This window comes from Erythrobacter sp. HI0063 (assembly GCF_001635685.1).
Classification (GTDB): Bacteria; Pseudomonadota; Alphaproteobacteria; order Sphingomonadales; family Sphingomonadaceae; genus Qipengyuania.
This window is the reverse complement of sequence record NZ_LWFF01000274.1, coordinates 76,024-97,759: the sequence shown is the minus strand read 5'-3', so window position 1 is coordinate 97,759 and position 21,736 is coordinate 76,024. Positions and strand designations below refer to the sequence as shown.

The 21,736-nt window shown below is 64.0% G+C and carries 28 protein-coding genes; 22 read left to right on the top strand and 6 right to left on the bottom strand.

Annotation, left to right across the window (positions count from 1 at the left end):
• Nucleotides 1–22: 22 nt before the first annotated feature.
• Together ctaD and A3736_RS09050 are read left to right on the top strand one after the other, a co-directional pair.
• Nucleotides 23–1,744 (top strand): cytochrome c oxidase subunit I, encoded by a 1,722-nt coding sequence (ctaD, locus tag A3736_RS09055; RefSeq protein WP_067681954.1) that lies wholly within the window; start codon nt 23–25, stop codon nt 1,742–1,744.
• A 169-nt stretch (nt 1,745–1,913) separates the two neighbouring features.
• Entirely contained in the window at nt 1,914–2,891 is a 978-nt protein-coding gene (locus A3736_RS09050) for an alpha/beta fold hydrolase (RefSeq protein ID WP_067681951.1), read from the top strand.
• A 161-nt stretch (nt 2,892–3,052) separates the two neighbouring features.
• On the opposite strand, the gene A3736_RS17610 is transcribed toward A3736_RS09050, so the two are convergent.
• Nucleotides 3,053–3,694, bottom strand: a complete 642-nt coding sequence (locus tag A3736_RS17610) for a hypothetical protein (RefSeq protein WP_197465563.1) — start codon at nt 3,692–3,694, stop codon at nt 3,053–3,055.
• On the opposite strand from A3736_RS17610, the gene A3736_RS09045 reads away from it, so the two are divergent.
• From A3736_RS09045 to A3736_RS08980, 15 genes are all read left to right on the top strand, one after another.
• On the top strand, nt 3,653–5,149 hold the full coding sequence (locus tag A3736_RS09045) for a bifunctional diguanylate cyclase/phosphodiesterase (RefSeq protein ID WP_197465562.1): 1,497 nt from the start codon (nt 3,653–3,655) through the stop codon (nt 5,147–5,149). The genes A3736_RS17610 and A3736_RS09045 overlap by 42 nt on opposite strands.
• Nucleotides 5,150–5,264: 115 nt before the next feature.
• Nucleotides 5,265–6,185, top strand: a complete 921-nt coding sequence (locus A3736_RS09040; protein WP_067681945.1) for a heme o synthase — start codon at nt 5,265–5,267, stop codon at nt 6,183–6,185.
• On the top strand, nt 6,182–6,307 hold the full coding sequence (locus tag A3736_RS18160; RefSeq protein WP_255362978.1) for a hypothetical protein: 126 nt from the start codon (nt 6,182–6,184) through the stop codon (nt 6,305–6,307). Before A3736_RS09040 ends, A3736_RS18160 begins: the two co-directional genes overlap by 4 nt.
• 2 nt (nt 6,308–6,309) lie before the next feature.
• Nucleotides 6,310–6,885 carry a cytochrome c oxidase assembly protein gene (locus tag A3736_RS09035; RefSeq protein WP_067681938.1) on the top strand — a complete coding sequence of 192 codons (576 nt, stop codon included), beginning with the start codon at nt 6,310–6,312 and terminating at the stop codon, nt 6,883–6,885.
• A gap of 101 nt (nt 6,886–6,986) precedes the next feature.
• Nucleotides 6,987–7,808: a cytochrome c oxidase subunit 3 gene (locus A3736_RS09030; RefSeq protein ID WP_067681936.1), complete on the top strand. Its 822-nt coding sequence runs from the start codon at nt 6,987–6,989 to the stop codon at nt 7,806–7,808.
• Nucleotides 7,805–8,209 (top strand): DUF983 domain-containing protein, encoded by a 405-nt coding sequence (locus A3736_RS09025; RefSeq protein ID WP_067681933.1) that lies wholly within the window; start codon nt 7,805–7,807, stop codon nt 8,207–8,209. The genes A3736_RS09030 and A3736_RS09025 overlap by 4 nt, the downstream gene beginning before the upstream one ends.
• A 5-nt stretch (nt 8,210–8,214) precedes the next feature.
• Nucleotides 8,215–8,775 carry an SURF1 family cytochrome oxidase biogenesis protein gene (locus A3736_RS09020; protein ID WP_369815441.1) on the top strand — a complete coding sequence of 187 codons (561 nt, stop codon included), beginning with the start codon at nt 8,215–8,217 and terminating at the stop codon, nt 8,773–8,775.
• 69 nt (nt 8,776–8,844) lie between these two features.
• Complete coding sequence (thrC, locus tag A3736_RS09015) at nt 8,845–10,233, top strand: threonine synthase (RefSeq protein ID WP_067681926.1); 1,389 nt, start codon at nt 8,845–8,847, stop codon at nt 10,231–10,233.
• Complete coding sequence (locus tag A3736_RS09010) at nt 10,233–11,132, top strand: class I SAM-dependent methyltransferase (protein WP_067681923.1); 900 nt, start codon at nt 10,233–10,235, stop codon at nt 11,130–11,132. The genes thrC and A3736_RS09010 overlap by 1 nt, the downstream gene beginning before the upstream one ends.
• Before the next feature lie 9 nt (nt 11,133–11,141).
• Entirely contained in the window at nt 11,142–11,513 is a 372-nt protein-coding gene (locus A3736_RS09005; RefSeq protein ID WP_067681921.1) for a dihydroneopterin aldolase, read from the top strand.
• Nucleotides 11,513–11,842 carry a Rossmann fold domain-containing protein gene (locus A3736_RS09000; protein WP_067681914.1) on the top strand — a complete coding sequence of 110 codons (330 nt, stop codon included), beginning with the start codon at nt 11,513–11,515 and terminating at the stop codon, nt 11,840–11,842. Before A3736_RS09005 ends, A3736_RS09000 begins: the two co-directional genes overlap by 1 nt.
• Nucleotides 11,843–11,849: 7 nt before the next feature.
• Nucleotides 11,850–12,839: a GTP 3',8-cyclase MoaA gene (gene moaA / locus A3736_RS08995; RefSeq protein WP_067681909.1), complete on the top strand. Its 990-nt coding sequence runs from the start codon at nt 11,850–11,852 to the stop codon at nt 12,837–12,839.
• Nucleotides 12,839–13,081 (top strand): MoaD/ThiS family protein, encoded by a 243-nt coding sequence (locus tag A3736_RS08990; RefSeq protein ID WP_067681907.1) that lies wholly within the window; start codon nt 12,839–12,841, stop codon nt 13,079–13,081. Before moaA ends, A3736_RS08990 begins: the two co-directional genes overlap by 1 nt.
• On the top strand, nt 13,074–13,553 hold the full coding sequence (locus A3736_RS08985; RefSeq protein ID WP_067681905.1) for a molybdenum cofactor biosynthesis protein MoaE: 480 nt from the start codon (nt 13,074–13,076) through the stop codon (nt 13,551–13,553). The genes A3736_RS08990 and A3736_RS08985 overlap by 8 nt, the downstream gene beginning before the upstream one ends.
• Before the next feature lie 81 nt (nt 13,554–13,634).
• Nucleotides 13,635–14,126, top strand: coding sequence for a hypothetical protein (locus A3736_RS08980; protein ID WP_067681902.1), 492 nt, complete (start codon nt 13,635–13,637; stop codon nt 14,124–14,126).
• 3 nt (nt 14,127–14,129) lie between these two features.
• Here the strand turns inward: A3736_RS08980 and A3736_RS08975 are convergent, their stop codons facing one another.
• Both A3736_RS08975 and A3736_RS08970 read right to left on the bottom strand, forming a co-directional pair.
• Nucleotides 14,130–14,816 carry a Crp/Fnr family transcriptional regulator gene (locus tag A3736_RS08975; RefSeq protein WP_082851406.1) on the bottom strand — a complete coding sequence of 229 codons (687 nt, stop codon included), beginning with the start codon at nt 14,814–14,816 and terminating at the stop codon, nt 14,130–14,132.
• A 4-nt stretch (nt 14,817–14,820) separates the two neighbouring features.
• Nucleotides 14,821–15,336 (bottom strand): hypothetical protein, encoded by a 516-nt coding sequence (locus A3736_RS08970; protein WP_067681900.1) that lies wholly within the window; start codon nt 15,334–15,336, stop codon nt 14,821–14,823.
• A gap of 215 nt (nt 15,337–15,551) precedes the next feature.
• Between A3736_RS08970 and rplU the strand changes: the two genes are divergently transcribed.
• The 3 genes from rplU to A3736_RS08955 all read left to right on the top strand — a co-directional run bounded on the left by rplU (nt 15,552) and on the right by A3736_RS08955 (nt 17,098).
• Nucleotides 15,552–16,055 carry a 50S ribosomal protein L21 gene (gene rplU / locus A3736_RS08965; RefSeq protein ID WP_067681896.1) on the top strand — a complete coding sequence of 168 codons (504 nt, stop codon included), beginning with the start codon at nt 15,552–15,554 and terminating at the stop codon, nt 16,053–16,055.
• A 12-nt stretch (nt 16,056–16,067) separates the two neighbouring features.
• Nucleotides 16,068–16,337: a 50S ribosomal protein L27 gene (rpmA, locus tag A3736_RS08960; RefSeq protein ID WP_067681890.1), complete on the top strand. Its 270-nt coding sequence runs from the start codon at nt 16,068–16,070 to the stop codon at nt 16,335–16,337.
• A gap of 224 nt (nt 16,338–16,561) precedes the next feature.
• On the top strand, nt 16,562–17,098 hold the full coding sequence (locus tag A3736_RS08955) for a GNAT family N-acetyltransferase (protein ID WP_067681888.1): 537 nt from the start codon (nt 16,562–16,564) through the stop codon (nt 17,096–17,098).
• 74 nt (nt 17,099–17,172) lie between these two features.
• Here A3736_RS08955 and A3736_RS08950 read toward each other — a convergent pair whose 3' ends face one another.
• Nucleotides 17,173–18,063: a metal-dependent hydrolase gene (locus A3736_RS08950; protein ID WP_067681884.1), complete on the bottom strand. Its 891-nt coding sequence runs from the start codon at nt 18,061–18,063 to the stop codon at nt 17,173–17,175.
• Between the two features lie 221 nt (nt 18,064–18,284).
• Between A3736_RS08950 and A3736_RS08945 the strand changes: the two genes are divergently transcribed.
• Entirely contained in the window at nt 18,285–18,893 is a 609-nt protein-coding gene (locus A3736_RS08945) for a TetR/AcrR family transcriptional regulator (RefSeq protein ID WP_067681882.1), read from the top strand.
• Here A3736_RS08945 and A3736_RS08940 read toward each other — a convergent pair.
• Complete coding sequence (locus tag A3736_RS08940; protein WP_067681879.1) at nt 18,890–19,651, bottom strand: folate-binding protein YgfZ; 762 nt, start codon at nt 19,649–19,651, stop codon at nt 18,890–18,892. The two genes, A3736_RS08945 and A3736_RS08940, sit on opposite strands and share 4 nt — an antisense overlap.
• Before the next feature lie 38 nt (nt 19,652–19,689).
• Here A3736_RS08940 and pyrC point away from each other — a divergent pair, with 38 nt between their 5' ends.
• Nucleotides 19,690–20,733, top strand: coding sequence for a dihydroorotase (gene pyrC, locus A3736_RS08935; protein ID WP_067681876.1), 1,044 nt, complete (start codon nt 19,690–19,692; stop codon nt 20,731–20,733).
• A 3-nt stretch (nt 20,734–20,736) separates the two neighbouring features.
• On the opposite strand, the gene rarD is transcribed toward pyrC, so the two are convergent.
• Nucleotides 20,737–21,660, bottom strand: a complete 924-nt coding sequence (rarD, locus tag A3736_RS08930) for an EamA family transporter RarD (RefSeq protein ID WP_067681873.1) — start codon at nt 21,658–21,660, stop codon at nt 20,737–20,739.
• Nucleotides 21,661–21,736: the final 76 nt, after the last annotated feature.

Sequence of the window (21,736 nt, the reverse complement as noted above, 5' to 3'; positions counted from 1 at the left end):
CGAGCGCTAGGAACAGCAGACCATGGCTACCACCGCCGACCATTTCCAGGCCCATACCGAGGATCATGCGCACGATCATGACGCGCATCACACGCCCGGTTTCTTCGCGCGCTGGTTCATGTCCACGAACCACAAGGACATCGGCACGCTCTACCTGATCTTCGCGATCGTCGCGGGTATCGTCGGCGGCGCGATCTCAGGCATCATGCGTGCCGAGCTGCACGAGCCCGGTATTCAGTACCTGACCTATTGGGCCCAGCTGATGGGCGGCACGTCCGATTTCGACACCTCGCTCCACATGTGGAACGTGTTCATCACCGCACACGGCCTGATCATGGTGTTCTTCATGGTCATGCCCGCCATGATCGGCGGTTTCGGCAACTGGTTCGTTCCGCTGATGATCGGCGCGCCGGACATGGCGTTCCCGCGTATGAACAACGTGTCGTTCTGGCTGACCGTTGCGGGCTTCTTCAGCCTCATCTTCTCGATGTTCGTTCCCGGCGGCACCGGCCCCGGTGCGGGCACCGGCTGGACCGTCTACGCGCCACTATCCACTACGGGTAGCCAGGGCCCGGCCGTCGATTTCGCGATCTTCGCGCTGCACCTTGCCGGCGCGGGCTCGATCCTTGGCGCGACCAATTTCATCACCACCATCTTCAACATGCGCGCGCCGGGCATGACCCTGCACAAGATGCCGCTGTTCGTGTGGTCGGTGCTGGTCACCGCCTTCCTGCTGCTGCTTGCACTGCCGGTGCTTGCGGCCGCCATCACCATGCTGCTGACCGACCGTAACTTCGGAACGACCTTCTTCGATCCGGCGGGCGGCGGCGATCCGGTGCTCTACCAGCACCTGTTCTGGTTCTTCGGCCACCCCGAAGTCTACATCATGATCCTGCCGGGCTTCGGCATGGTCAGCCAGATCGTGGCGACCTTCAGCCGCAAGCCGGTGTTCGGCTATCTCGGCATGGCGTACGCCATGGTTGCGATCGGCGTGGTCGGCTTCATCGTGTGGGCGCACCACATGTATACAGTCGGCCTCGACGTGAACACCAAGATGTATTTCACGGCGGCGACCATGGTGATCGCGGTGCCGACCGGCGTGAAGATCTTCAGCTGGATCGCCACGATGTGGGGCGGATCGATCGAGTTCAAATCCCCTATGGTGTGGGCGATGGGCTTCATCTTCCTGTTCACCGTGGGCGGCGTGACCGGCGTCTATCTCGCCAATGGCGGTATCGACGATGTGGTCCACGATACCTATTTCGTAGTCGCGCACTTCCACTACGTGCTTTCCATGGGTGCGGTGTTCTCGCTGTTCGCGGCGTTCTACTACTGGTTCCCGAAGATGAGCGGCCGGATGCACAGCGAATTTCTCGCTCACGCGCATTTCTGGGGCTTCTTCATCGGCGTGAACGTGATCTTTTTCCCGCAGCACTTCCTGGGCCTCCAGGGCATGCCGCGCCGCTATCCTGACTACACCCCGGCTTATGAATACTGGAACGCGATCAGCTCGTGGGGCTATGTCATCATGGCTGCCAGCATGCTGCTGTTCTTCGCCAATCTCGTCTACGCCTTCGTGGCGGGCAAGAAGGTGGGCAACAATCCGTGGGGTCCGGGTGCAACGACGCTGGAATGGACGCTGTCCAGTCCGCCGCCGTTCCACCAGTTCGAAACCTTGCCTGTGATCGAAGAGCATCACGACTATCACGATCACCGCCCGGCCGATCAGCGCGAGCCCGCCTGATCCGGTCACGCCTCGCGACAATCGGAAACAATCGACGGCCGGTCCCAGTGGACCGGCCGTTTTGCTGTGCGCATCGAATGCGAGATCAAAATCAGACAGCGCATCGCACGCTCGACTTCGCCCGCAGCGAAGGGTTAGAGTGCCGTCCGATCTGGTGAGAGGACGCTCAATGCCCCAAATGCGAACTGTCGATGTCGGTGACATCAGCCTGCGATGCGCGATCGAGGGCGATCCCTCGTCCGACGCGCCGCTCGTCATCTTCGTCCACGGCTTCCCCGAAAGCTGGTATAGCTGGCGCCATCAGCTCGGACCGGTGGCGCAAGCCGGTTACACCGCCTGTGCAATCGACGTGCGCGGCTACGGCGGATCGGACAAGCCGCAGGCCATCGAGGAATATGCGCTCGAAAAGATCGTCGGCGACCTTGTCGGGCTGAAAACGGCGCTCTCACCCGAGCGGAAGGCGATCCTGGTCGGCCACGACTGGGGTGCGCCGATCGTGTGGAACACAGCTCTGACGAACCCGGATCATTTCCGCGCCGTCGCGGGCCTGTCGGTACCGTTTGCCGGTGTACCGCAGCGCCCCTTTACCGAAGTTTTCCGCCAGCATTTCACCGACAAGGGCAAATTCTTCTACCAGGAATATTTTCAGGAGCCCGGCGTTGCCGAAGCCGAGGCGGAAAAGGATCCGCGCGATTTCGTCCAGCGGATGATGTACGCGATCAGCGGCGATGCGCCCCCCGGCAATCATTTCGACAAACCCTACGGGGCGACCTTTCTGGAGGGCCTGCCCGATCCCGCGCCGGTCGCCTGGCTGACCGAGGACGATCTCGATTTCTACGAGGCCGAATTCCGCCAGTCCGGTTTTCGCGGACCGCTCAATCGCTATCGCAATCACGAGCGCGATTTCGCGTGGCTGCAGGGATATAAGGACCGTAAAATCGAGCAGCCCAGCCTCTTCATCGGCGGGACAAGCGATCCGGCGACCTTCCTGTTCGGGGCGGTGAGCGATCCTGTCGCCATGATGCGGATGTTCGCGCCCAAGGTGGAGGGGCATATCCTGTCAGGTGTGGGTCATTGGACGCAGCAGGAAAAGCCGGAAGCGGTCACGCGCATCCTTATCGACTGGCTGGAGGGGCTGGAGGCCTGACCAGGCTGCGCCGCGATACCGATCGTATAGGAAGCATCGGCCCCGCCAGAAGAACGGTTGATCCACACCGAGTCGCTTTCCGGCATCACCGGTCGGAACTGCGCGCTGAAAGGACGGCAGTAGCACCCCCGTAAATTTACCGAAGCGCCATTCAGCGCGAATTAGGACGCCTTGGTGTATTTTTGCGCTTCCATGGAGGAAACTGCGTGAAAATCGTCGAGCGTTTCGACCGGATGATCGGATTCTCCGGTGAAGACGCGAACTTGGTCGAGTTCGGCAGAGAGCGCATCCGCTCCGTACGCGACATCATTTTCGTCTATTATCTTGCGATCCTGGTGCCTTTCGCCAGCATTGCAGCGAGTTTTCCTGATCGACTTCCGACACAAATTGTCGGAGGATTTCTTCTGTTGGCAGTATTGCTGCGCTTTCGTCACTGGGTGTCGCCTCCAGTCGAGGGCCAGAGCGAGGACACCAATGCGGCCACCGCCCGCTTTACGGGCGTCATGGTCGTCATGTTGTCGTGCGTTCAGGCGTATTTCTACATCGATCTGGTTTTCGAGATTGACGCAGCCGGTCCGGACGCTTTCTTGTGGCTGAAGGTTTTGGGCGTCGGCCTGCTTGCGGCCCTGACGCAAGGGGCCGCGCTGAGTGGCATCATCTATGCCTCGCGCGTCGCCTTTGCGTGCTTCGCTTTTCCCCTGGTTCTGCTCGCCGCCTTTCGATTTCCAAACGGACTCCTCGCCGTTCCCATCGCGGGAGCGGTGCTGACTGCCATCTCCTTCTATCTTGCGGAGCTGAGCCACAAGACGCGCCTGAAGCTCTTCGGCGCGCAGGTCGATGCCGACGAAGCTTTGTTGGAGGCGGAGAAAACCAATTTCGACCTGATGGAGGCACGGCGCAGCGCACAATATCGCGCGGAGTTCGATGGCTTGACCGGGGTCCGCAATCGCTACGCCTTCATTCGCGACGTCGAAGCCGCTCTTCTGAACGGGCAAGGCGGGATGCTGGCGGTGATCGATCTCGATCGCTTCAAGCCGATCAACGATCTGTATGGGCATTTTGCCGGCGATCTCGTCCTGCGGTTCGTCGCGCGACGTCTCCAAAGGGCGCTTCCCGGCTCGGCTATCGTTGGCAGGCTTGGTGGGGACGAGTTTGGAGTGTTCGTCGGCGGCACATCGAACACACAGGAATTGGGCGAGCTTGCGTCCCATTGCGATCGTGCGTTGATGCGCCTGCGCCGCCCCATGCGCATGTCCGGTTCGCTGGTGACGATCGGAAGCAGCGCGGGCGGCAGAATTCTCTATTGCCCTGAGATCGGCGTTGCGCAGGCATTGCAGGACGCCGATTCCGCCCTCTACGTAGCCAAGCGCGAAGGATTGGATACGATCCGGGTCTTCGACGATGCCATCAGGATCGATGCCACACGCCTGAACGCGATCGAGGCGGCGATGTCGAAACGCGGCGCACTAGAACAGTTCTCGCTCGCCTATCAGCCGATCGTCAATTTGAGGAACGGCAAACTATCCTCGTTTGAGGCCCTTGCGCGCTGGTACCATCCGACGCTCGGCGAAATCTCACCGTCCCAATTCATACCCATCGCAGAGCGCACCGGGACAATCCGCGACATAACGACCGCGCTGCTGTGTAAGGCGTTGCAATTTGCAAGCCGCTGGGATTCAGACTGCCGCCTCTCGTTCAATCTGAGCGCTGCCCATATCTGCGCAGAGGATGCCGCAGGCGAGATCGTCTCGCTGGTCGAGCAGAGCGGCTTTCCCCTCCATCGCCTGCAGTTGGAAATTACCGAAACGGCGATGATGATCAATTTCGACGCCGCCCGGCGCAATATCGAGGAGTTGCGCCAGGCGGGGTGCCGCATCGTGCTGGACGATTTCGGCGCAGGCTTCGCCTCGCTGGTCTATCTGCGCGAAATCCGGTTCGACAAGGTGAAGATCGACGGATCGCTGATTCAGGAAGCTCGCAACAGTGCCGGTCGGGATATGCTGAACGGCGTCATCAAGATGCTGTCGGCGATGAAGCTTGAAAGCGTCGCCGAATTTATCGCGACCGAGGAGGACCGCGATACCGCTCTCCATTTGGGGGCCAATTTCGGTCAGGGCTATTTCCTCGGACAGCCTTTGCCAGAAGCGGAGGTTTTGGCGCTTCTGGAGCGCAAAAAGCGCAAGGCCGCCGCCGCGAAGATGGCTTCGCTGGAGCGTCGATCGGGAAAGGAGCGGCGCTTCAAGTGGAAGGTGCATTGATGCGGTCGCAAACGCGGGCCAGCCGCGGCTGACACCGCCCGCTTTGCCCGAGCCCGCTTTCCCTTTCGATCGCGCCTCTGTATAGGCGGGGCAAATCCCCGATGGCCTATATTCGATGACTCAATCCACCGCTCCCCTTGCCATGCCTGCCGACTGGCGGGACTTCTTCGCGCTGACCAAGCCGCGGGTGATGACACTGGTCGTGTTTACGGGCCTGTGCGGCCTGCTTGCCGCGCCGGGATCGATCAATCCGGTGCTCGGCTTCACCGCGATCCTGTGCATCGCACTGGGCGCGGGCGGGGCGGCCACGCTCAACCAGTGGTGGGAAGCCGATATCGATGCGGGGATGAAGCGCACGTCCAACCGCCCGCTCCCTACCGGGCGGATGCGGCGCGAGGATGCGCGCGATTTCGGCATCATGCTGTCCGCCGGATCGGTGATGGTGATGGGGCTGGCGATCGGTTGGCTCGCCGCCGCGATCCTGGCTGTCTCGATCGTCTATTACGCGGTCGTCTACACGATCTGGCTGAAACCGCGCACGCCGCAGAATATCGTGATCGGAGGAGGGGCGGGCGCCTTCCCTCCGCTGATCGGGTGGATCGCGGTGACGGGAGAGATCACGGCGATGCCGATCCTCCTCTTCGCGATCATCTTCGTATGGACCCCGCCGCATTTCTGGGCACTCGCCCTGTTCGTCCAGTCGGATTACGCCAAGGTCGGGATTCCGATGATGCCGGTGGTGCGGGGCGAGAAATCCACCCGCCGCCAGATCGTCGCCTATTGCGTGGCGCTGGTGCCCGTCGCGGTTGCCCCGTGGGCGATCGGCGGTACGGGCCCGGTCTACGGGATTGCGGCGCTCGCACTGACGTTTGCCTTCCTTGCGCTTTCGCTGCCGGTCGGAATGCGGCAAGCGGTACCGGGCGATGGAATGCGGCCTGAAAAGCGACTGTTCGCCTTCAGCGTGTTCTACCTGTTCGCCCTGTTCGCCGCGCTGGTCGCCGACCGCCTGCTGATCGATGCCGGAGTAATCGCATGACGCCCGAGGAAGAGACCGAACTGAAGCGCCGCCAGAAGACGCGCAATCTGGTGCTGGCCGGGGTGCTGCTGTTCCTGGTCGTGCTGTTCTACGCCATCACCATCGTTCGCATGGGAGACTGACCGTGGCGACTGCGCCTCTCGAAAACCGCAATTCCCGCACTGCCCTCTATGCCTTGCTGGGCGCGCTGTTCATGCTGGGCATGGGCTATGCCGCAGTGCCGCTTTACGATCTTTTCTGCCGCGTCACCGGCTTCGGCGGGACGACGCAGCGCGCCAGCGAAAGCGATGCCAATATCGCCGCGCAGGCCGCGCTGAGCGCCGGGGCGAAGGCGATTTCGGTGCGCTTCGATGCCAGCACCGCGCGTGATGTGCCGTGGACGTTCCAGCCGGTCCAATCGACCGATACCGTCCAGATCGGCCAGCGCGACATGGCTTTCTACACCGCGCGCAACAATAGCGACGTGCCCATCACCGGCACGGCCACCTTCAATGTCGAACCGGAACAGACCGGGCGCTATTTCAACAAGATCCAGTGTTTCTGCTTCACCGAACAGACCCTTATGCCGGGCCAGGAAGTCCGCATGCCGGTGCTGTATTACATCGACCCCGCGATCCTCGAAGACGAGAACGCCAAGGACGTCGAACAGATCACGCTGAGCTACACCTTCCACAAGGCGAAGGATTCGCCCGAAGGGTGAGCGGGACGCCTGCGATAGGGAAACCGGACACTAGCCCCTAGACCATCGGCCACGCGCGCGATAAGGGCGAAGGCGACAGACCAACAGGACGATACGAGACCATGGCCGGCACCGTAAATCACGACTACCACATTCTCGAACCCGATATCTGGCCGTTCGTCGGCTCGCTGTCGGCGCTGGTGTTCACCACCGGCATGGTATTCTTCATGCACGACATGGCGGGTGGATACCTGATCCTGGGTCTCGGCATCGCCGGTCTTATCGCCACCTTCTTCACCTGGTTCTCCAACATCGTGAAGGAAGCCGAGCGCGGCGACCACACGCCGGTGGTCCAGCTGCACATGCGCTACGGGATGATCCTGTTCATCGCTTCCGAAGTCATGTTCTTCGTCGGCTGGTTCTGGAGCTGGTTCGACTTCTCGCTGTTCCCCAGCGTTCTGTCCGAAGTGGTCGGCGGGGTCTGGCCGCCCGAAGCGATCGAGGCGGTGATCGATCCATTCAGCCTGCCGCTGCTCAACACGCTGATCCTGCTGTGTTCTGGCACCACGGTGACCTGGGCGCACCATTCGCTGATCCATGGCGATCGCGAAGGCCTCAAAAAGGGCCTGTGGGCCACGATCCTTCTCGGCGTGGTGTTCAGCTTCATCCAGGCTTACGAATACATGCACGCCCCGTTCGCATTCGGCGGCAACACCTATTCGAGCGCCTTCTACATGGCGACCGGCTTCCACGGTTTCCACGTTCTGATCGGCACGATCTTCCTGATCGTCTGCCTGCGCCGCACCTATCTCGGCCACTTCACCCCGCGCCAGCATTTCGGCTTCGAAGCGGCGGCGTGGTACTGGCACTTCGTCGACGTGGTGTGGCTGTTCCTCTTCGTGGTCGTCTATGTCTGGGGCGGCTGGGGCGCGGAAATCCATTGACGGAGCAGCCCGGTTCTCCGGACGATACGCCGGAAAACACGAAAGGGCGGCCCTCTCTCGCAGAGGCCGCCCTTTTCGGTTGCTGCCCGCGCTGCGACGCGCGAACGCTGTTCGACGGTCCGGTGAAATTCGCGGAGCGGTGCCGCGCCTGCGGGCTCGATTTCACGCGCTTCAATGTGGGCGACGGTCCGGCAGGCTTTCTGACGCTGATCATCGGCGCGCTCATTACCGGGCTTGCGATCTGGCTCGACCTGTCGGTGCGCCCGCCGTTCTGGGTGCATATCGTGATCTGGGTTCCGGTCACAGTGGCGGCGGTGCTGGCAGGGCTTCGCGTGTCCAAGGCGCTGCTCCTGATCGCGGAATACCGCAACAAGGCCGGTGAAGCGGGGCGCGACGAGTGAGACGCGTGCCCATATTCGCCACGATAGTCGTCCTCGCCGCCGCTGCGGTCATGGTCGCACTCGGCGTGTGGCAATTGCAGCGGTTGGAACAGAAGGAGGCGCTGCTCGCGCGCTACGCCGCCGCCGAAGGCATCGCCGCCCCGGTCGCCTTCCCGATTCGAGGGGACGGGGAGCAGGACTGGTTCCGCCGCAGTTCGCTCGACTGCCTGCGCGTGCTCGGCGTCCAGCCCACTGCCGGACGCAGTGCAAGCGGGCAGAGCGGCTGGGCGCAGCGCGCCTCGTGCGAGGTGAAGGGGGCGAGCGCGCCTGTGGCCATCGATCTCGGCTGGACGCGCGAACCGGCCGCGGCTGAATGGAGCGGAGGCGAGGTTACGGGGGTGATCGCGCCCGGGCCGCGGCTCGTCGCCAGCGAACCGCCGGTCGCGGGGCTCGAACCGCTTGCCCGCCCCGATCCTTCGGGGATTCCGAACAATCATCTGGCCTATGCGGGCCAGTGGTTCTTCTTCGCGCTCACTGCGCTGGTGATCTACTGGCTTGCGCTGAGGCGGCGTCGCCCATCGGCGTGAGCCGATCTTCACGGGCGTAAAGCGGGCCTCGCTTGCTCGCTTGGCCCGGCGGAGCTAACCGGCGGACCCATGCGATATATCTCCACTCGCGGCGCGGCGCCCACGCTCGATTTCGCCGAGGTCACGCTGACAGGTCTTGCCAGCGATGGCGGGCTGTACCTGCCCGAACGCTGGCCGGAGTTTTCCTCCGCCGAGATCGCGGCGATGCGCGGCCTGCCCTACGCGGAGCTGGCGGCGCGCGTGATGCAGCCCTTCGTCGGGGACAGCCTTTCTTCAGAGCGTCTGCGCGAATTGTGCGAGCAGGCCTATGGCCGGTTCGCGCATGCTGCGGTGACACCTCTGGTCCAGCTCGACGACCGTCAGTGGCTGCTCGAACTGTTCCACGGGCCGACGCTTGCCTTCAAGGATGTGGCCCTGCAATTGCTCGGCCTGCTGTTCGAGGAGTTTCTCGCGCGCGACGACAGCCGCCTTACCATCGTGGGCGCGACCAGCGGGGATACCGGCAGCGCCGCGATAGATGCGGTTGCGGGGCGCGAGAATGTCGAGATCTTCATGCTGCACCCCGCAGGCCGGGTGAGCGATGTTCAGCGCCGCCAGATGACGACGGTGCTGGCGCCCAACGTCTACAACATCGCTATCGACGGCAGTTTCGACGATGCGCAGGCGATGGTGAAGCGGATCTTCGCCGACGAGGACGTAACCGCGAAACACCGGATCGGGGCGGTCAATTCGATCAATTGGGCGCGGCTGATGGCGCAGGTGGTCTATTATTTCACTTCCGCGCTTCAGCTCGGCGGGCCCGAGCGCCGCATCGCCTTCAGCGTGCCGACGGGCAATTTCGGCGATGTGTTCGCAGGCCATGTCGCCGCGCGCATGGGCCTTCCGATCGAACGGCTGGTGGTAGCCACCAATGTGAACGACATTCTCCACCGCGCGCTGTCCGATGGGGATTACTCCGCCGGAGACGTCACGCCTACGGCCTCGCCCAGCATGGACATCCAGGTCAGTTCCAATTTCGAACGGCTGCTGTTCGATGTCGGCGGGCGTGACGGCGTGGCAATGGCGGACCAGATGCGCGGCTTCGAAGGCGCGCGGGCCATGCGGTTGACGGACGCGCAGCGCGGCGGCGCTGCCCTGTTCGCCAGCGCGCGCGCCGATGCGCACGATATGGCGGCGGCGATGCGCTGGGCTTATGAGGAAGCGGGCGAGATCATCGATCCCCACACCGCGATCGGCCTGCATGCGGCGCGGCTTCAGGATCTGCCCGCCACTGTGCCCACGGTCACGCTCGCCACCGCACACCCGGCCAAGTTCCGCGATGCGGTGGAGCGGGCCACGGGCACGCGCCCCCCACTGCCCACCCGCGTCGGCGACCTGTTCGCGCGCGAGGAGCGCTTCGACGAATTGCCGGGCGATTACGAGGCGGTGAAGGCGCATATCCTCGCCAAGGCGCGCTGATGGCGGAGCTGGTCCGCAATCCGGTTCTGATGGTGGGCGAAGGGTGGGATGCCTATCGCCTGCTCGACAGTGGGCATGGCCGCAAGTTCGAGGCCTACGGCCCCTTTCGCTTCATCCGGCCCGAACCGCAGGCCCTGTGGGCGCCGCGCCTTGCCGAATGGGACGCGCATGGCGAATTCGTGCCGGGCAGCGACGAGGATGGAGGCGGGCGGTGGCAGCTATCGCCGGACGTTCCCGAAGATGGCTGGGAACTGGGCTGGGGCGACACTGTGCGCTTCACCGCCCAGTGTACGCCGTTCCGCCATCTCGGCTTCTTCCCAGACATGGCCCCGGTGTGGGACTGGATGGGCGAGCGACTCAAAGGGCGCGCGGGCGAACCGCGCCCCACGCTCAACCTGTTCGGCTATACCGGGGTGGGATCGCTCGCGCTGAGCGGGCACGGCCCCGTCACCCATGTCGATGCGAGCAAGAAATCGGTCGCTCAGGCGCGCGAGAACGCGGCTCTTTCGGGACTCGAGGACCGGCCGATCCGCTGGCTGGTGGACGATGCGATGAAGTTCGCCAGCCGCGAAGTGCGGCGCGAAAATCGCTATGACGGCATTATCCTCGACCCGCCGAAATTCGGGCGCGGGCCGAAGAACGAGACCTGGCGGATCGAGGAGGGGCTGGCGCCGCTGGTCTCGGATTGCCGCCAGCTGCTCGATGCGGACAGCCGCTTCCTCTTCCTGACCGTCTATGCCGTCCGCATGAGCAGCCTCGCGCTCGGCGGGTTGCTGGCAGAGGTGTTCGCCGACCTGCCCGGCACGATCGAGCACGGCGATCTGGCGGTTGCGGAACAGGGCGACGATCCGCGCCTGCTTCCCACCGCGATCTTCGCGCGCTGGTCCAATCCGGGCTAGGGCGGACGCATGACCGATTCGCTCATCCTCGAAATCGCCGATTTCGAACACGACGTGCTCACCGGAATCTATTCCGAGGAGACCGGCAAGCCTCAACCGCTGCGCTTCACGATCCAGGCGCGGATGAAGCCGCTGGACCAGTACGATCCCGACACCTCGCTCGAACATTCCAAGAATTACATGGATCTGAAGTTCGCCGCGTCCGGGGCACTGCCGGAAGGCGTGCATTTCAAGCTGATCGAAGCCGTGGCGGACCACATCTGCGAGACCCTGTTCCTGCAGGATAAGCGGATCGAGGCGGTGACGGTGAAGATCGTGAAACTCGCCATTGCCGAAGCGGGCGAGAAGATCGGCATCACGCTCCACCGTGAGCGGCGCTGATGCGGCGAGTGACCGTGGTCGACCTGCCCGCGGCACCGCTCGCCGCGTCGGGCGCGTTCCATCGCGATCATCTCGCGTCGGTCGAAGCGATCATGACGAGCGGTGAGGATGTGATGATCGCCCTGCCGCCGGCCGATCATACGCACCGCGAATGGCGGCTGGCGCTCGCCACGGGTCTTGCGCGCGCCCACGCGCCAGCCCGCGCCAATGTGGTCGCTGGAGAAGGCGACGTGCTGGACGCTTTCGAAGCCTATCTCGCCGAAGCGCCCGGAATAACCGGCCAATATCTCGAAGGGGATGGCCAGGGCGCGGGCGATCCGGCACAATAGGGCGTTCATGCTCGTCGACACATTCCAACGCCGCATCACCTATCTGCGCCTGTCGGTCACCGATCGGTGCGATCTGCGATGCACCTATTGCATGCCGGAAAAGATGCGCTTCCTCCCCAAGGCGGAAGTGCTCACGCTGGAAGAGCTGCATCGGCTGGCCACGGCGTTCATCGCCCACGGCGTCCGGCGTATCCGCCTGACCGGCGGCGAACCGCTGGTCCGGCGCGACATGATGGATCTGGTCCGCGCACTGGGGCGGCAGATTGGAACCGGTCTCGACGAAGTCACGCTTACCACCAACGGCACGCAATTGGCGCAGCATGCCGACGCTCTGGCGGCGGCAGGCGTCATGCGCGTCAACGTCTCGCTCGACACGCGCGACCGGGCGCTGTTTGCCGAACTGACCCGGCGCGATGCGCTGGACAAGGTGATGGAAGGGATCGCTGCGGCCAAGGCTGCGGGGCTGGAGGTCAAGCTCAACACGGTGGCGCTGAAGGGCCGGAACGAGGACGAGTTGCCCGACCTGATCGCCTGGGCGCATTCCGAAGGCCATTCGGTCACTCTGATTGAAGCGATGCCTCTGGGCGAGGTGGACGAGGATCGGTTCGATCATTTCCTTTCGCTCGAAACCGTTCGCGCCCGGCTGGAAGAACGCTGGACGCTGACCTCGTCCGATCACCGGACCGGCGGCCCGGCGCGTTATTTTGACGTTGCTGAAACAGGCGGCAGGCTCGGCCTGATAACGCCGCTGACTCAGAATTTCTGCGAAGGCTGCAACCGGGTGCGAGTGACCACCACCGGCCAACTCTATCCCTGCCTCGGCGGCGGAGAGCGCGTCGATCTGCGCGCCGCCTTGCGCGAGGGTGACGGAGACGGCGCGTTGCAGGCCGCGATGCAGCGCGCGATGGCGATCAAGCCCCTGCGCCATTCCTTTGCGATCGACGGGCCGGGCGAAGCGCCCTCGCAACCGCGCCATATGTCGGTGACGGGCGGCTGATGGCGGTCCGGATCGTCTTTCTCGGCCCGCTGCGCGAGGCGGCGGGCACCGACTCGCTCGAAGTGTCCGCACCGCTCGATTGGGACGGATTGCTGGCGGTGGCCGGCTCCGTCGTGGCCGAGCAATTGCGGAGCGCCCGCGTCCATGTCGCTTGCGCGGGAGAAGTTCTGGCCGACAAGACCGCGCTGCGAGCCGAGGATGGCGACGAAGTGGCGCTGCTCCCACCGGTCAGCGGTGGCTAGGCTGACCCTCGAAAGCCCGGCGGATGTCCGCCTGCTCGACAAGGGGCTGTCGGCGGGCGAGGCGCTGGCCGCGTTCAATGCAATGCACGATCAGGCGGGCGGGATCGCCAGCTTTCTCGGCAAGGTGCGGCCGGGTGAGGACGTAAAGGCGCTCGAACTTACGCATTACGAACCGCTGACTTTGCCGGGCATGGAAAAGCTCGCCGGGCAGGCGCTGGATCGATTCGCGCTCGACGGGGTGCTCGTCTGGCACCGGGTCGGCACGATGCAGCCGGGCGAGGGGATCGTGCTGGTGGCCGCCGCCGCGCGCCATCGCCGCGCCGCGTTCGATGCGGTCGATTATCTGATGGACCACCTCAAATCCGCCGCATGGTTCTGGAAGCGCGAACGGCGCGGAGACGGTGCGAACGGCGCCTGGCACTGGATCGAACCGCGTGGCGACGACCATGCGGCGCTGGCCCGCTGGCAATAAATTTCTCCCGTTTGATCGAGATCAAGGTGCGCGCGCCGCGATCGGCGCATTCCTGCTCCCACAGCAACGGGAGTACAGACAATGTCCAAGCACATCGCACGAGACCGGATGGCGCAGCGGGCCCGGATCCATGCAGAGCCGATCGCAACCCAGCGCAAGTCCGCGCCGGATGTCCTTCCCGATATCCTCCCCGCCTTGCACGCCGATCCGGTGCAGCCGGTCGTCGTCGACCGCAGCTTCGAAATGCCGGTCGCGCTCTATGCTGCGACGGTGGCCCTCTATCTGGGTTTCGTGGCGGTCATGGCCGTCGGTTTCGCCAGCCCCGGCCTTGCCATTCCGATGGTGATCTTCGCGCTGTTCATCGTGGCAGGTTTCGGCGTTCCGGCGCTGTGGACAGGGATCGCTCCGGACCATGGCAAGCGTCCCCTGAAACTGCAGCAACTGATGCGCCGGGGAATCGCGACCTATACGGGCCGGCTCGAAGGGGGCGACGCGGCGATCCAGATGCTGATCCTGCCGGTGCTGATCCTGGGTTGGGGGATGGCGGTAGTGACGATCCGCGCCTTCGTGTGATCGTCATTGCGCCGCAGCGGAGAGGAGCGCGGGGTCGATCAGTTCGATCCCGCGCTTTCCGGTGCGTGCAATCGCTCCCTCGCGTTCGAGAGCGGTGATCTGTCGACTGACGGTCTCGATGGTGAGACCGAGGAAACTGGCCAGGTCGCCGCGCGACAAAGGCAGGTCGAATGTCCGCGCCGGGTGGCACGGCGAATCGCTGGCGGCGCGGGCGAATTCGATGAGGATCGCGGCAACCCGCGCCCGGGCCGAGGTCTTGCTTCCGATCGCCAGTAGAGCCCGGCTGGCATGGAGGTCTTCCTGCGCGCGGCGGAGCAGCGCACGCGACAGCGCCGGATAGCGCGCGATCGCCGAGTCCATGTCCGGCCCGGCGAACACGCACAACCGGCTATCGGCGAGAGCGATCACGTCATAGGCGGCGAAAGGCTGGAAGAACTCGCCGACAAATCCGGAAGGATGGACGAGGGCCAGGATATGTTCGCTTCCATCGGCATCGAGGCTCGCGATCTTGAGCGCGCCCGAAACCAGCGTGGCGCAGCTGGTTACTGGATCGCCCGCCGCGAACAGCGTCTGGCCGCGTGCGAGGGTGCGGGTATGCCCGGCCTCGGCCAGCGCCGCCCGCTCTTCGGGGGCGAGTACGGCGCATGCGGCGCGGTCGCGCACCGGACACGAGGCGCAGGCGAGGCTCATGCGTTCAGCGCACCCGCGCTCGTAGATCGGCGAGTGTCCGGTCTTCCTCCTGCACCAGCGCCAGCAGGGACTGGCGTGCGTCCGTAAGAGCGGGCGTGGTCGTCCCTTCGACGCTCGCCGCGATGTAGAGCAGGTCGACATCCGCGAGAGCGATTGCGGTTACGCTGCGGATCGAATCGAGATCGGCTAGCGCGACTTGCGCGGAGGCCCAGGCATCGCTGCCGACGCTCGCGCCATTGGCCGCCGAAGCGAGGCGCGATGCGCGCGGGGCTGCTTGCGTGAAACGCGCATGGGCGCTGCGGCCCTGTTCCAGCAAAGCGGCGAGGCGTTGATCGAGCGGGCCGTCGAGAGGCACTTCGACCGGCGGCACGTCGATGGGATCGCCCGGAATCGGCTCGTACCGCCCCTCCACCCGCTCGACATCGCGGATGGCCAGCGAGGGATATGCGCCATCGGGCGCGGTCTGGCACGCGGCGAGGGCGGGGAGGAGGACGATCGCGGCGATAAGGGCTGGACGCATGGTGCTGTCCTGATAGCACGGCGGCGGCCCGACGCCAGCGCGGAGCTATCGAGCAAGCGGTTCGGAAGATTCCGGCGTTGACTTCGCGAGCGGGTTACCTTAACGGCACCGTTCTTTCCGGGGCTGCTTTCGGCGGCCTGACGGGCGCGCCGCGCTTTTACTCGAATTCGTCGAGGGGGAACGCGGCAAAACAAACTGATTGAGAGATAAGCACCATGTTCGCAGTCGTGCGTACGGGCGGCAAGCAGTACCGGGTTGCCGCCGGAGACAAGATCGCGGTCGAGAAGCTGGCGGGCGATGCCGGCGACACGATCACGCTGGGCGACGTTCTGCTCGCCGGTGAAGGCGAAAAGATGGAAGATGCGGGCAAGGTTACCGTGTCGGCCGAGATCATCGCTCAGGCGAAGAGCGAGAAGGTCACCGTCTTCAAGAAGCGCCGCCGCCACAATTACCGCCGCAAGGCCGGTCATCGCCAGCAGATGACGCTGCTGCGCATCACTGCGGTTGGCGATTCGAAGGCCGAAAAGAAGGCCGCGTCGAAGAAGGAAGCTGCTCCCAAGGCTGACGATACGGCAGCGCCGAAGGCGAAGAAGGCCGCTCCGAAGAAGGATGCGGCGCCCGCCAAGTCCGGCACGCACGAAACCGAGACGGGCGCGAAGGCTCCCGCCAAGAAGGCAGCGCCCAAGAAGGCCGCCGCCAAGTCCGAAGACAAGAAGTAAGGATCGCTAACCATGGCACATAAAAAAGCAGGTGGTTCGTCCCGCAACGGTCGCGATTCGGCCGGCCGTCGTCTCGGCGTGAAGAAGTTCGGCAGCCAGGACGTGGTCGCCGGTAACATTATCGTGCGCCAGCGCGGCACCAAGTTCTACCCGGGCAGCAATGTCGGCATGGGCAAGGACCACACGCTGTTCGCGCTTACCGATGGAATCGTGCGATTCCACGCGGGCAAGCTCGGCCGCAAATACGTATCGGTCGACATGCAGGCGCAAGCCGCGGAATAACCGGACGGTTCGATAAGGGGATCGTCCATCGGGACGGTCCCAGCCGGGTTTACCACCGGCATTCGTAGAGGGAGATGGGACCAGCCCGATTTGTCGGGGAGGTTCCGCTCCCTTTTATCGTTTCTCCCTCTGCAACCGACACGGCGAAACTTTGTTTCGTCATCACGCAATCGTCACGCGGCCGGCCTAGGAGACCTGCACGTGGTTCGAAGGGGAGACAGACGATGTTCCATGTGACCGAAAGGCTGCTGTTGCGGCCTGCCTGGCCGGAAGATGCCGAAGCGATTTTCGGCGGTATCGCGGACGAAGGTGTGGTCCGTAATCTGGCGAGTGCGCCGTGGCCCTACAGCCGCGAAGATGCGCAGACCTTCGTCCTGCGCGCTCAGCGCGATTCGTATCCCCGTTTCCTCATCACCTCGCAGTCCCGGCTCGTCGGGTGCATCGGCATCGATCAGAATGGCGACTCGGGGCCAGGCGCTGCCGAACTCGGTTACTGGATAGCCCGCCCGTATTGGGGGCGCGGTTTCGCGACCGAGGCGACGCGCGCTGTGATCGAAATTGCCCGGCTGTTGGGGCACGCCCGCCTGTCCGCAGGCCATTTCGCGGACAATCCGGCATCGGGGCGCGTGCTGCGAAAGGCCGGGTTCAAGCCGACCGGCCAGATCGCAAAGCGCCATAGCTGCGGCAGAGGCGGTGCAGCCGATTGTGTGATGTTTGCGCTAGATCTTCAGGATGCACCGCAATTGCCGGTCGCCGCCTGAGCTCGGTGCCATAATGCGACAAAAAAGGCCCCGCGATGTCTCGCGGGGCCTTTTTTCGTTTTCGAGCGGAGCGCCTATTCGGCGGGCATCAGCGCGTCGGAAAATTCGCCGTCGTATTTTCCGATGAGCGCGCGATCGTCATGATCCCACGGGTGGAAGCCAGGCTTGAAATAGGACAGCCAGGGAAGGGCCAAGCGGCGGATGACGCCGGGCGTGACCGCAAGGTACTTGAACAGGCCCCACCGCGCCTTCCAGCCAGTGATACCGTCCTGTTCGAGCAGCATCAGCGTGTCGATCCAGCGATTCTTGAGGAAGCGTCCGGTGACGATCAGCATGACGAGGTTGCGGACCCGCCAGCGGCGCCAGGCGCTCCAATCGCGAGTCGCGTGGTTCCAGGTGTCGTAGGCGACGCCCTTGTGCTCGATCTCCTCGACCGCATGCCAGCGCCACATGGCGGCGACTTCCGGATCGGAGATCTCGAAATGCTTTGGGTTCTGGAGAAATTCCGCCGCGATCATGGCGGTGAAATGTTCGAGCGCCATGGTGACGGCCAGATTGGCGATCGCCGGACGGCCCTTGGTGAGGGCGAGCAATTCCTCGACGCGCTTGTCGATCGCCTTGATGTCGTAGCCATGGTCTTCGGCGAGGCGATTGAAGGCAATGTGTTCGCGCGTGTGATTGATTTCCTGCCTTACGAAAGCGCGGATTTCAGCCGTTAGCTTGGGGTCGGCGCCGTCGCCACCCTGGGGGCGGTGCGCCTTCACCGCTTCGATGAAAAAGGCCTCGCCGCGCGGAAAGGTGGCGGACAGCCCGTTGTGCCAGGCAGTGCCGAACGGTTCGCCCGCCCACCAGCGCTTGGGCGTGGCGTCGCGATTGAAGCGCTCGTCGCGCACGGTGATGGTCAGATCGGCGGGCGTCGGCGCGCCGATCGGCTTGGCGGTCTCGAAACCAGTCTGTGCGTTCATGGATAAAGGTCCGGTATACGTTACTGACAGAGATGTAAGTAAGGCTTACTGACAAGAGTGTCAATAAGGTCCAATGCTTCTCGCAAGAATTTAGAGCGAGAGGCTGAACCGCGTATTTTTCCGATGCGGCTTGCCGCGCGGGTCTGGGCGATCTAGGTTTTTCCGCACCATAAAGTTTCCCCATAAAGTTTCTCAGCCGAACAGGTTTCCCTTCCGTCGCAATGGCCACCCGTAAGCGTCTCAGCCCCGAAGAATCGCGCCTCGCCGCTCTCGAAGCGGCGCGGGGACTGCTGATCGAGACCGGGCCGCAATCGGTCACGCTGAAGGCCGTGGCGGGGCGTATCGACCGCACGCATGCCAATCTGCTGCACCATTTCGGGTCGGCGGCGGGCCTTCAGAAGGCATTGGCCGGTCATCTGGCTGCGACCGTGTGCGATGCCATCGCCGATGCGGTGCGCGCCACGCGTGCCGGCCTCGGCACCCCGCGCGAAGTTGTCGATCTGGCATTCGATGCCTTCGACAAGGAAGGGGCGGGGCAACTCGCCAGCTGGATGATCCTGACCGGGAACGAGGATGCGCTGGCACCGATCGTGGAGACGATCCACGAATTGATCGACGAGATCGCGCCCGGCGAATGCACCGGTCCAGAAGGGCTGTCGCGCCTGCACGAAGCGACGCTGGCACTGGTGCTGATGGCTATGGGCGATGCGCTGATCGGTAGCGCGCTGACGCGGTCGCTTGGCCTGCCAGACACTGCCGCGCGCGACCGGGCGGAGCGGATGCTGGTCAATTCGATCGCCACGATCGGCGTCGATCTCCCGCCGGGCTAGTTCGCCGGTTCCAGGCTCATCCAGGGCGGCGCGAACGCGGGATCGATATCCGCCACGCGCAGATGATCGACTGCGAGGCCCAGTTCGGGATACGCAGCCTTGCGGCGCTTTTCTTCCGATCGGTCGAGCTGAACGACGACCAGGCGACGATTGACCTTTTGGCGCCAATTCATCCGCGCGGTATTTTCCTGCCCGATATAGCAGCCCTTGGAAAAGCTGACGCCGTTGAGATCGACCGCATTGGTTTCGAGCCACAATATGTCGCCCAATTCGGCCCGCCCCTCGGGCACGCCCAGATGCAGGCGATGCGCGCGCCAGGCGGCATCGGCGCCTTCCCGCTCGTCGGAAGTCTGCTCTTCTTCGGCAGGCGCGAGCCAGCGCTGGCCCAGCTCGCCCAGCCGCGGATCGGCCACTCCTCCATCGCCTTGATGAGCGTGCCAATGGACGGCCACCGTCGGATCAACCGCGATCGCTATCTTACGACGCAGGCGGTAGAGCGAGAGGCGCTTGACCAATTCCTCCGCCAGATCCGCTTCGCACTCGATCAGCAATTCCCTGTCGCCCGAAGGCCAAACGAGAAAATCGAACAGCGCCTTGCCCTGCGCGCTCAAGAGCCCTGCATAGATCGGAAGCGGCTGGTTAAGATCGTTGGTGACGAGGCCCTGGAGAAAGCCTTTGACATCTTCCTCTTCGCTTTCGGGCGTCAGGCGCACGATTGCGCGGTCGAACAGGCGGGTCGGGGCTGGGGCATGCGGCATGGGTGACAGATAGGATGCACCGCGCCATAGGAAAACCCATGGCTTCCCCAGACACGATCACGATCCGCCGCCCCGACGACTGGCACCTCCATTTCCGCGACGGAGAGACCATGCGCGCAGTGGTGCCGCACACGGCCCGCCAGTTTGCCCGCGCGATCGTGATGCCCAATCTGTCGCCCCCGGTGACGACCACTTCCATGGCTGCGGCCTATCGCGACCGGATCGTGGCCGCCGTGCCCGCAGGTGTTGCGTTCACGCCTTTGATGACCGCCTATCTCACCGACGATACCGATCCCGACGATCTGGCCCAGGGTTTCGAATCGGGCGTGCTGACGGCGGCGAAGCTCTATCCGGCGGGCGCCACCACCAATTCGGCGAGCGGCGTGACCGACATTCGCAAGATCGACCGCGTGCTCGAACGCATGGCCGAAATCGGCATGCCGCTCTGCGTCCATGGCGAGGTGACGAGCGCGGATATCGACATTTTCGACCGCGAGGCCGTTTTTATCGAACGCGTGCTGGCGCCGCTGATCGAGCGCCTGCCCGAACTGCGCGTGATCTTCGAACACATCACGACGCGCCAGGCGGTCGATTTCGTGGATTCGGCCGGTGAGAACGTCGCCGCCACGATTACGCCGCAGCATCTCCACATCAATCGCAACGCCATTCTGGTGGGAGGCATCAGGCCGCACATGTACTGCCTCCCCGTCGCCAAGCGCGAGGAGCACCGGCTGGGCCTGCGCAAGGCCGCGACATCGGGCTCCGCCAAATACTTTCTCGGTACCGACAGCGCACCGCACCATCGCCATGCGAAGGAAAGCGATTGCGGTTGTGCGGGCATCTTCAACGCGCCCTTTGCGCTCGAAAGCTATCTCACGGTGTTCGAGGAGGAGGGCGCGATCGACCGCTTCGAAGCCTTCGCCTCGCTGAACGGCCCGCGCTTTTATCGCCTGCCCGTAAACGAAGACGAAGTGACGCTGGAGCGCGCGGACATTCCCGTGCCCGATGAAGTCGATGGCGGCGATGCGCGCGTGGTCCCGTTCCATGCCGGGGAAAGGCTCGGCTGGCGGCTGCGAGCCTGATCGTCAGCCGGCAGGAGCGACGACGCGCGCCGCGCGGGCCTTGGCGACGAGATCCCAGGCGAAGATGATCACCGCCGCCCAGATAAAGCCGAAGCATGCGATCTGGACGGGCTTCAGCGGCTCTTCGAAGACGGTCAGGCCGAGCACGAAGACGATGCTGGGGGCCAGGAACTGGATGAAACCCAGTGTCGAATAGGGCATTCGCCGGGCCGCCACGGCGAACATCAGCAACGGTACAGCGGTCACCAGCCCGCCGAGCGCGATTGCGAAGCTGAGGCCCGGATCGATGGCGAAGGACGATCCGTACCTGGCGGCATACCACCAGGTAACCGCAGCGGAGGGCAGCATGAGCAGCGCCGATTCGATGGTCAGCCCGGGCAGGGCCCCCACCGGAACACGCTTTCTGACCAGCCCGTAGGTTCCGAATGAGCAGGCCAGCGTCAGGCTGATCCACAGCGTGGTTAGCGCGCCGGCGGCAAGCAGCGACACGCCCACTGTCGCCAGTCCGACCGCGCTCCACTGCAAGCGGGTCAGCCGCTCGCCCAGAACGAGCGTGCCGAGCAGGACATTGAAGAGCGGATTGATGTAATAGCCAAGGCTGGCCGCATAGACATTGCCGCGCTGAATCGCCCAGACATAGACGCCCCAGTTTATCGCGATCAGAACCGAGCTCAGCAGCAGCCAGCGCAGGACTTTCCAGTCGGAAAGCGCGGCCCGCACCTGCGGCCATTGGCGGCGCACCAGCACGATCACTGCGCAGATCGGTACCGTCCAAATGATCCGCCAGGCCACGAATTCGAAAGGCGGAACCGCGCTGACGAGGATCAGATAGAGCGGAAAGAAACCCCATATCGTATAGGCGCCGAGTGCCGATGGCAGGCCCGATTTCGCGTCGGTCTGTTCGGGATCGGGATCGGGATCGGCCATTTCGGCGCGCTAGGGCCGGGGTATGACGGCGGCAAGCGCTCATTTCGTCGCCGGATGAAAGTCGTTTCGCCGCAAA

Excerpts from the sequence above, each read along its gene's own strand:
- rplU (WP_067681896.1), top strand. The coding sequence starts at position 15,552 with ATGTTCGCAGTCGTGCGTACGGGCGGCAAGCAGTACCGGGTTGCCGCC.
- pyrC (WP_067681876.1), top strand. The coding sequence starts at position 19,690 with ATGGCTTCCCCAGACACGATCACGATCCGCCGCCCCGACGACTGGCAC.
- A3736_RS09030 (WP_067681936.1), top strand. The coding sequence starts at position 6,987 with ATGGCCGGCACCGTAAATCACGACTACCACATTCTCGAACCCGATATC.
- thrC (WP_067681926.1), top strand. The coding sequence starts at position 8,845 with ATGCGATATATCTCCACTCGCGGCGCGGCGCCCACGCTCGATTTCGCC.
- rarD (WP_067681873.1), bottom strand. The coding sequence starts at position 21,660 with ATGGCCGATCCCGATCCCGATCCCGAACAGACCGACGCGAAATCGGGC.
- A3736_RS08990 (WP_067681907.1), top strand. The coding sequence starts at position 12,839 with ATGGCGGTCCGGATCGTCTTTCTCGGCCCGCTGCGCGAGGCGGCGGGC.
- A3736_RS09010 (WP_067681923.1), top strand. The coding sequence starts at position 10,233 with ATGGCGGAGCTGGTCCGCAATCCGGTTCTGATGGTGGGCGAAGGGTGG.
- A3736_RS08955 (WP_067681888.1), top strand. The coding sequence starts at position 16,562 with ATGTTCCATGTGACCGAAAGGCTGCTGTTGCGGCCTGCCTGGCCGGAA.
- A3736_RS09050 (WP_067681951.1), top strand. The coding sequence starts at position 1,914 with ATGCCCCAAATGCGAACTGTCGATGTCGGTGACATCAGCCTGCGATGC.
- A3736_RS08975 (WP_082851406.1), bottom strand. The coding sequence starts at position 14,816 with ATGAGCCTCGCCTGCGCCTCGTGTCCGGTGCGCGACCGCGCCGCATGC.
- rpmA (WP_067681890.1), top strand. The coding sequence starts at position 16,068 with ATGGCACATAAAAAAGCAGGTGGTTCGTCCCGCAACGGTCGCGATTCG.
- moaA (WP_067681909.1), top strand. The coding sequence starts at position 11,850 with ATGCTCGTCGACACATTCCAACGCCGCATCACCTATCTGCGCCTGTCG.
- A3736_RS08980 (WP_067681902.1), top strand. The coding sequence starts at position 13,635 with ATGTCCAAGCACATCGCACGAGACCGGATGGCGCAGCGGGCCCGGATC.
- A3736_RS09000 (WP_067681914.1), top strand. The coding sequence starts at position 11,513 with ATGCGGCGAGTGACCGTGGTCGACCTGCCCGCGGCACCGCTCGCCGCG.
- A3736_RS18160 (WP_255362978.1), top strand. The coding sequence starts at position 6,182 with ATGACGCCCGAGGAAGAGACCGAACTGAAGCGCCGCCAGAAGACGCGC.
- A3736_RS08940 (WP_067681879.1), bottom strand. The coding sequence starts at position 19,651 with ATGCCGCATGCCCCAGCCCCGACCCGCCTGTTCGACCGCGCAATCGTG.
- A3736_RS08945 (WP_067681882.1), top strand. The coding sequence starts at position 18,285 with ATGGCCACCCGTAAGCGTCTCAGCCCCGAAGAATCGCGCCTCGCCGCT.
- A3736_RS08950 (WP_067681884.1), bottom strand. The coding sequence starts at position 18,063 with ATGAACGCACAGACTGGTTTCGAGACCGCCAAGCCGATCGGCGCGCCG.
- A3736_RS09040 (WP_067681945.1), top strand. The coding sequence starts at position 5,265 with ATGACTCAATCCACCGCTCCCCTTGCCATGCCTGCCGACTGGCGGGAC.
- ctaD (WP_067681954.1), top strand. The coding sequence starts at position 23 with ATGGCTACCACCGCCGACCATTTCCAGGCCCATACCGAGGATCATGCG.
- A3736_RS09005 (WP_067681921.1), top strand. The coding sequence starts at position 11,142 with ATGACCGATTCGCTCATCCTCGAAATCGCCGATTTCGAACACGACGTG.
- A3736_RS08970 (WP_067681900.1), bottom strand. The coding sequence starts at position 15,336 with ATGCGTCCAGCCCTTATCGCCGCGATCGTCCTCCTCCCCGCCCTCGCC.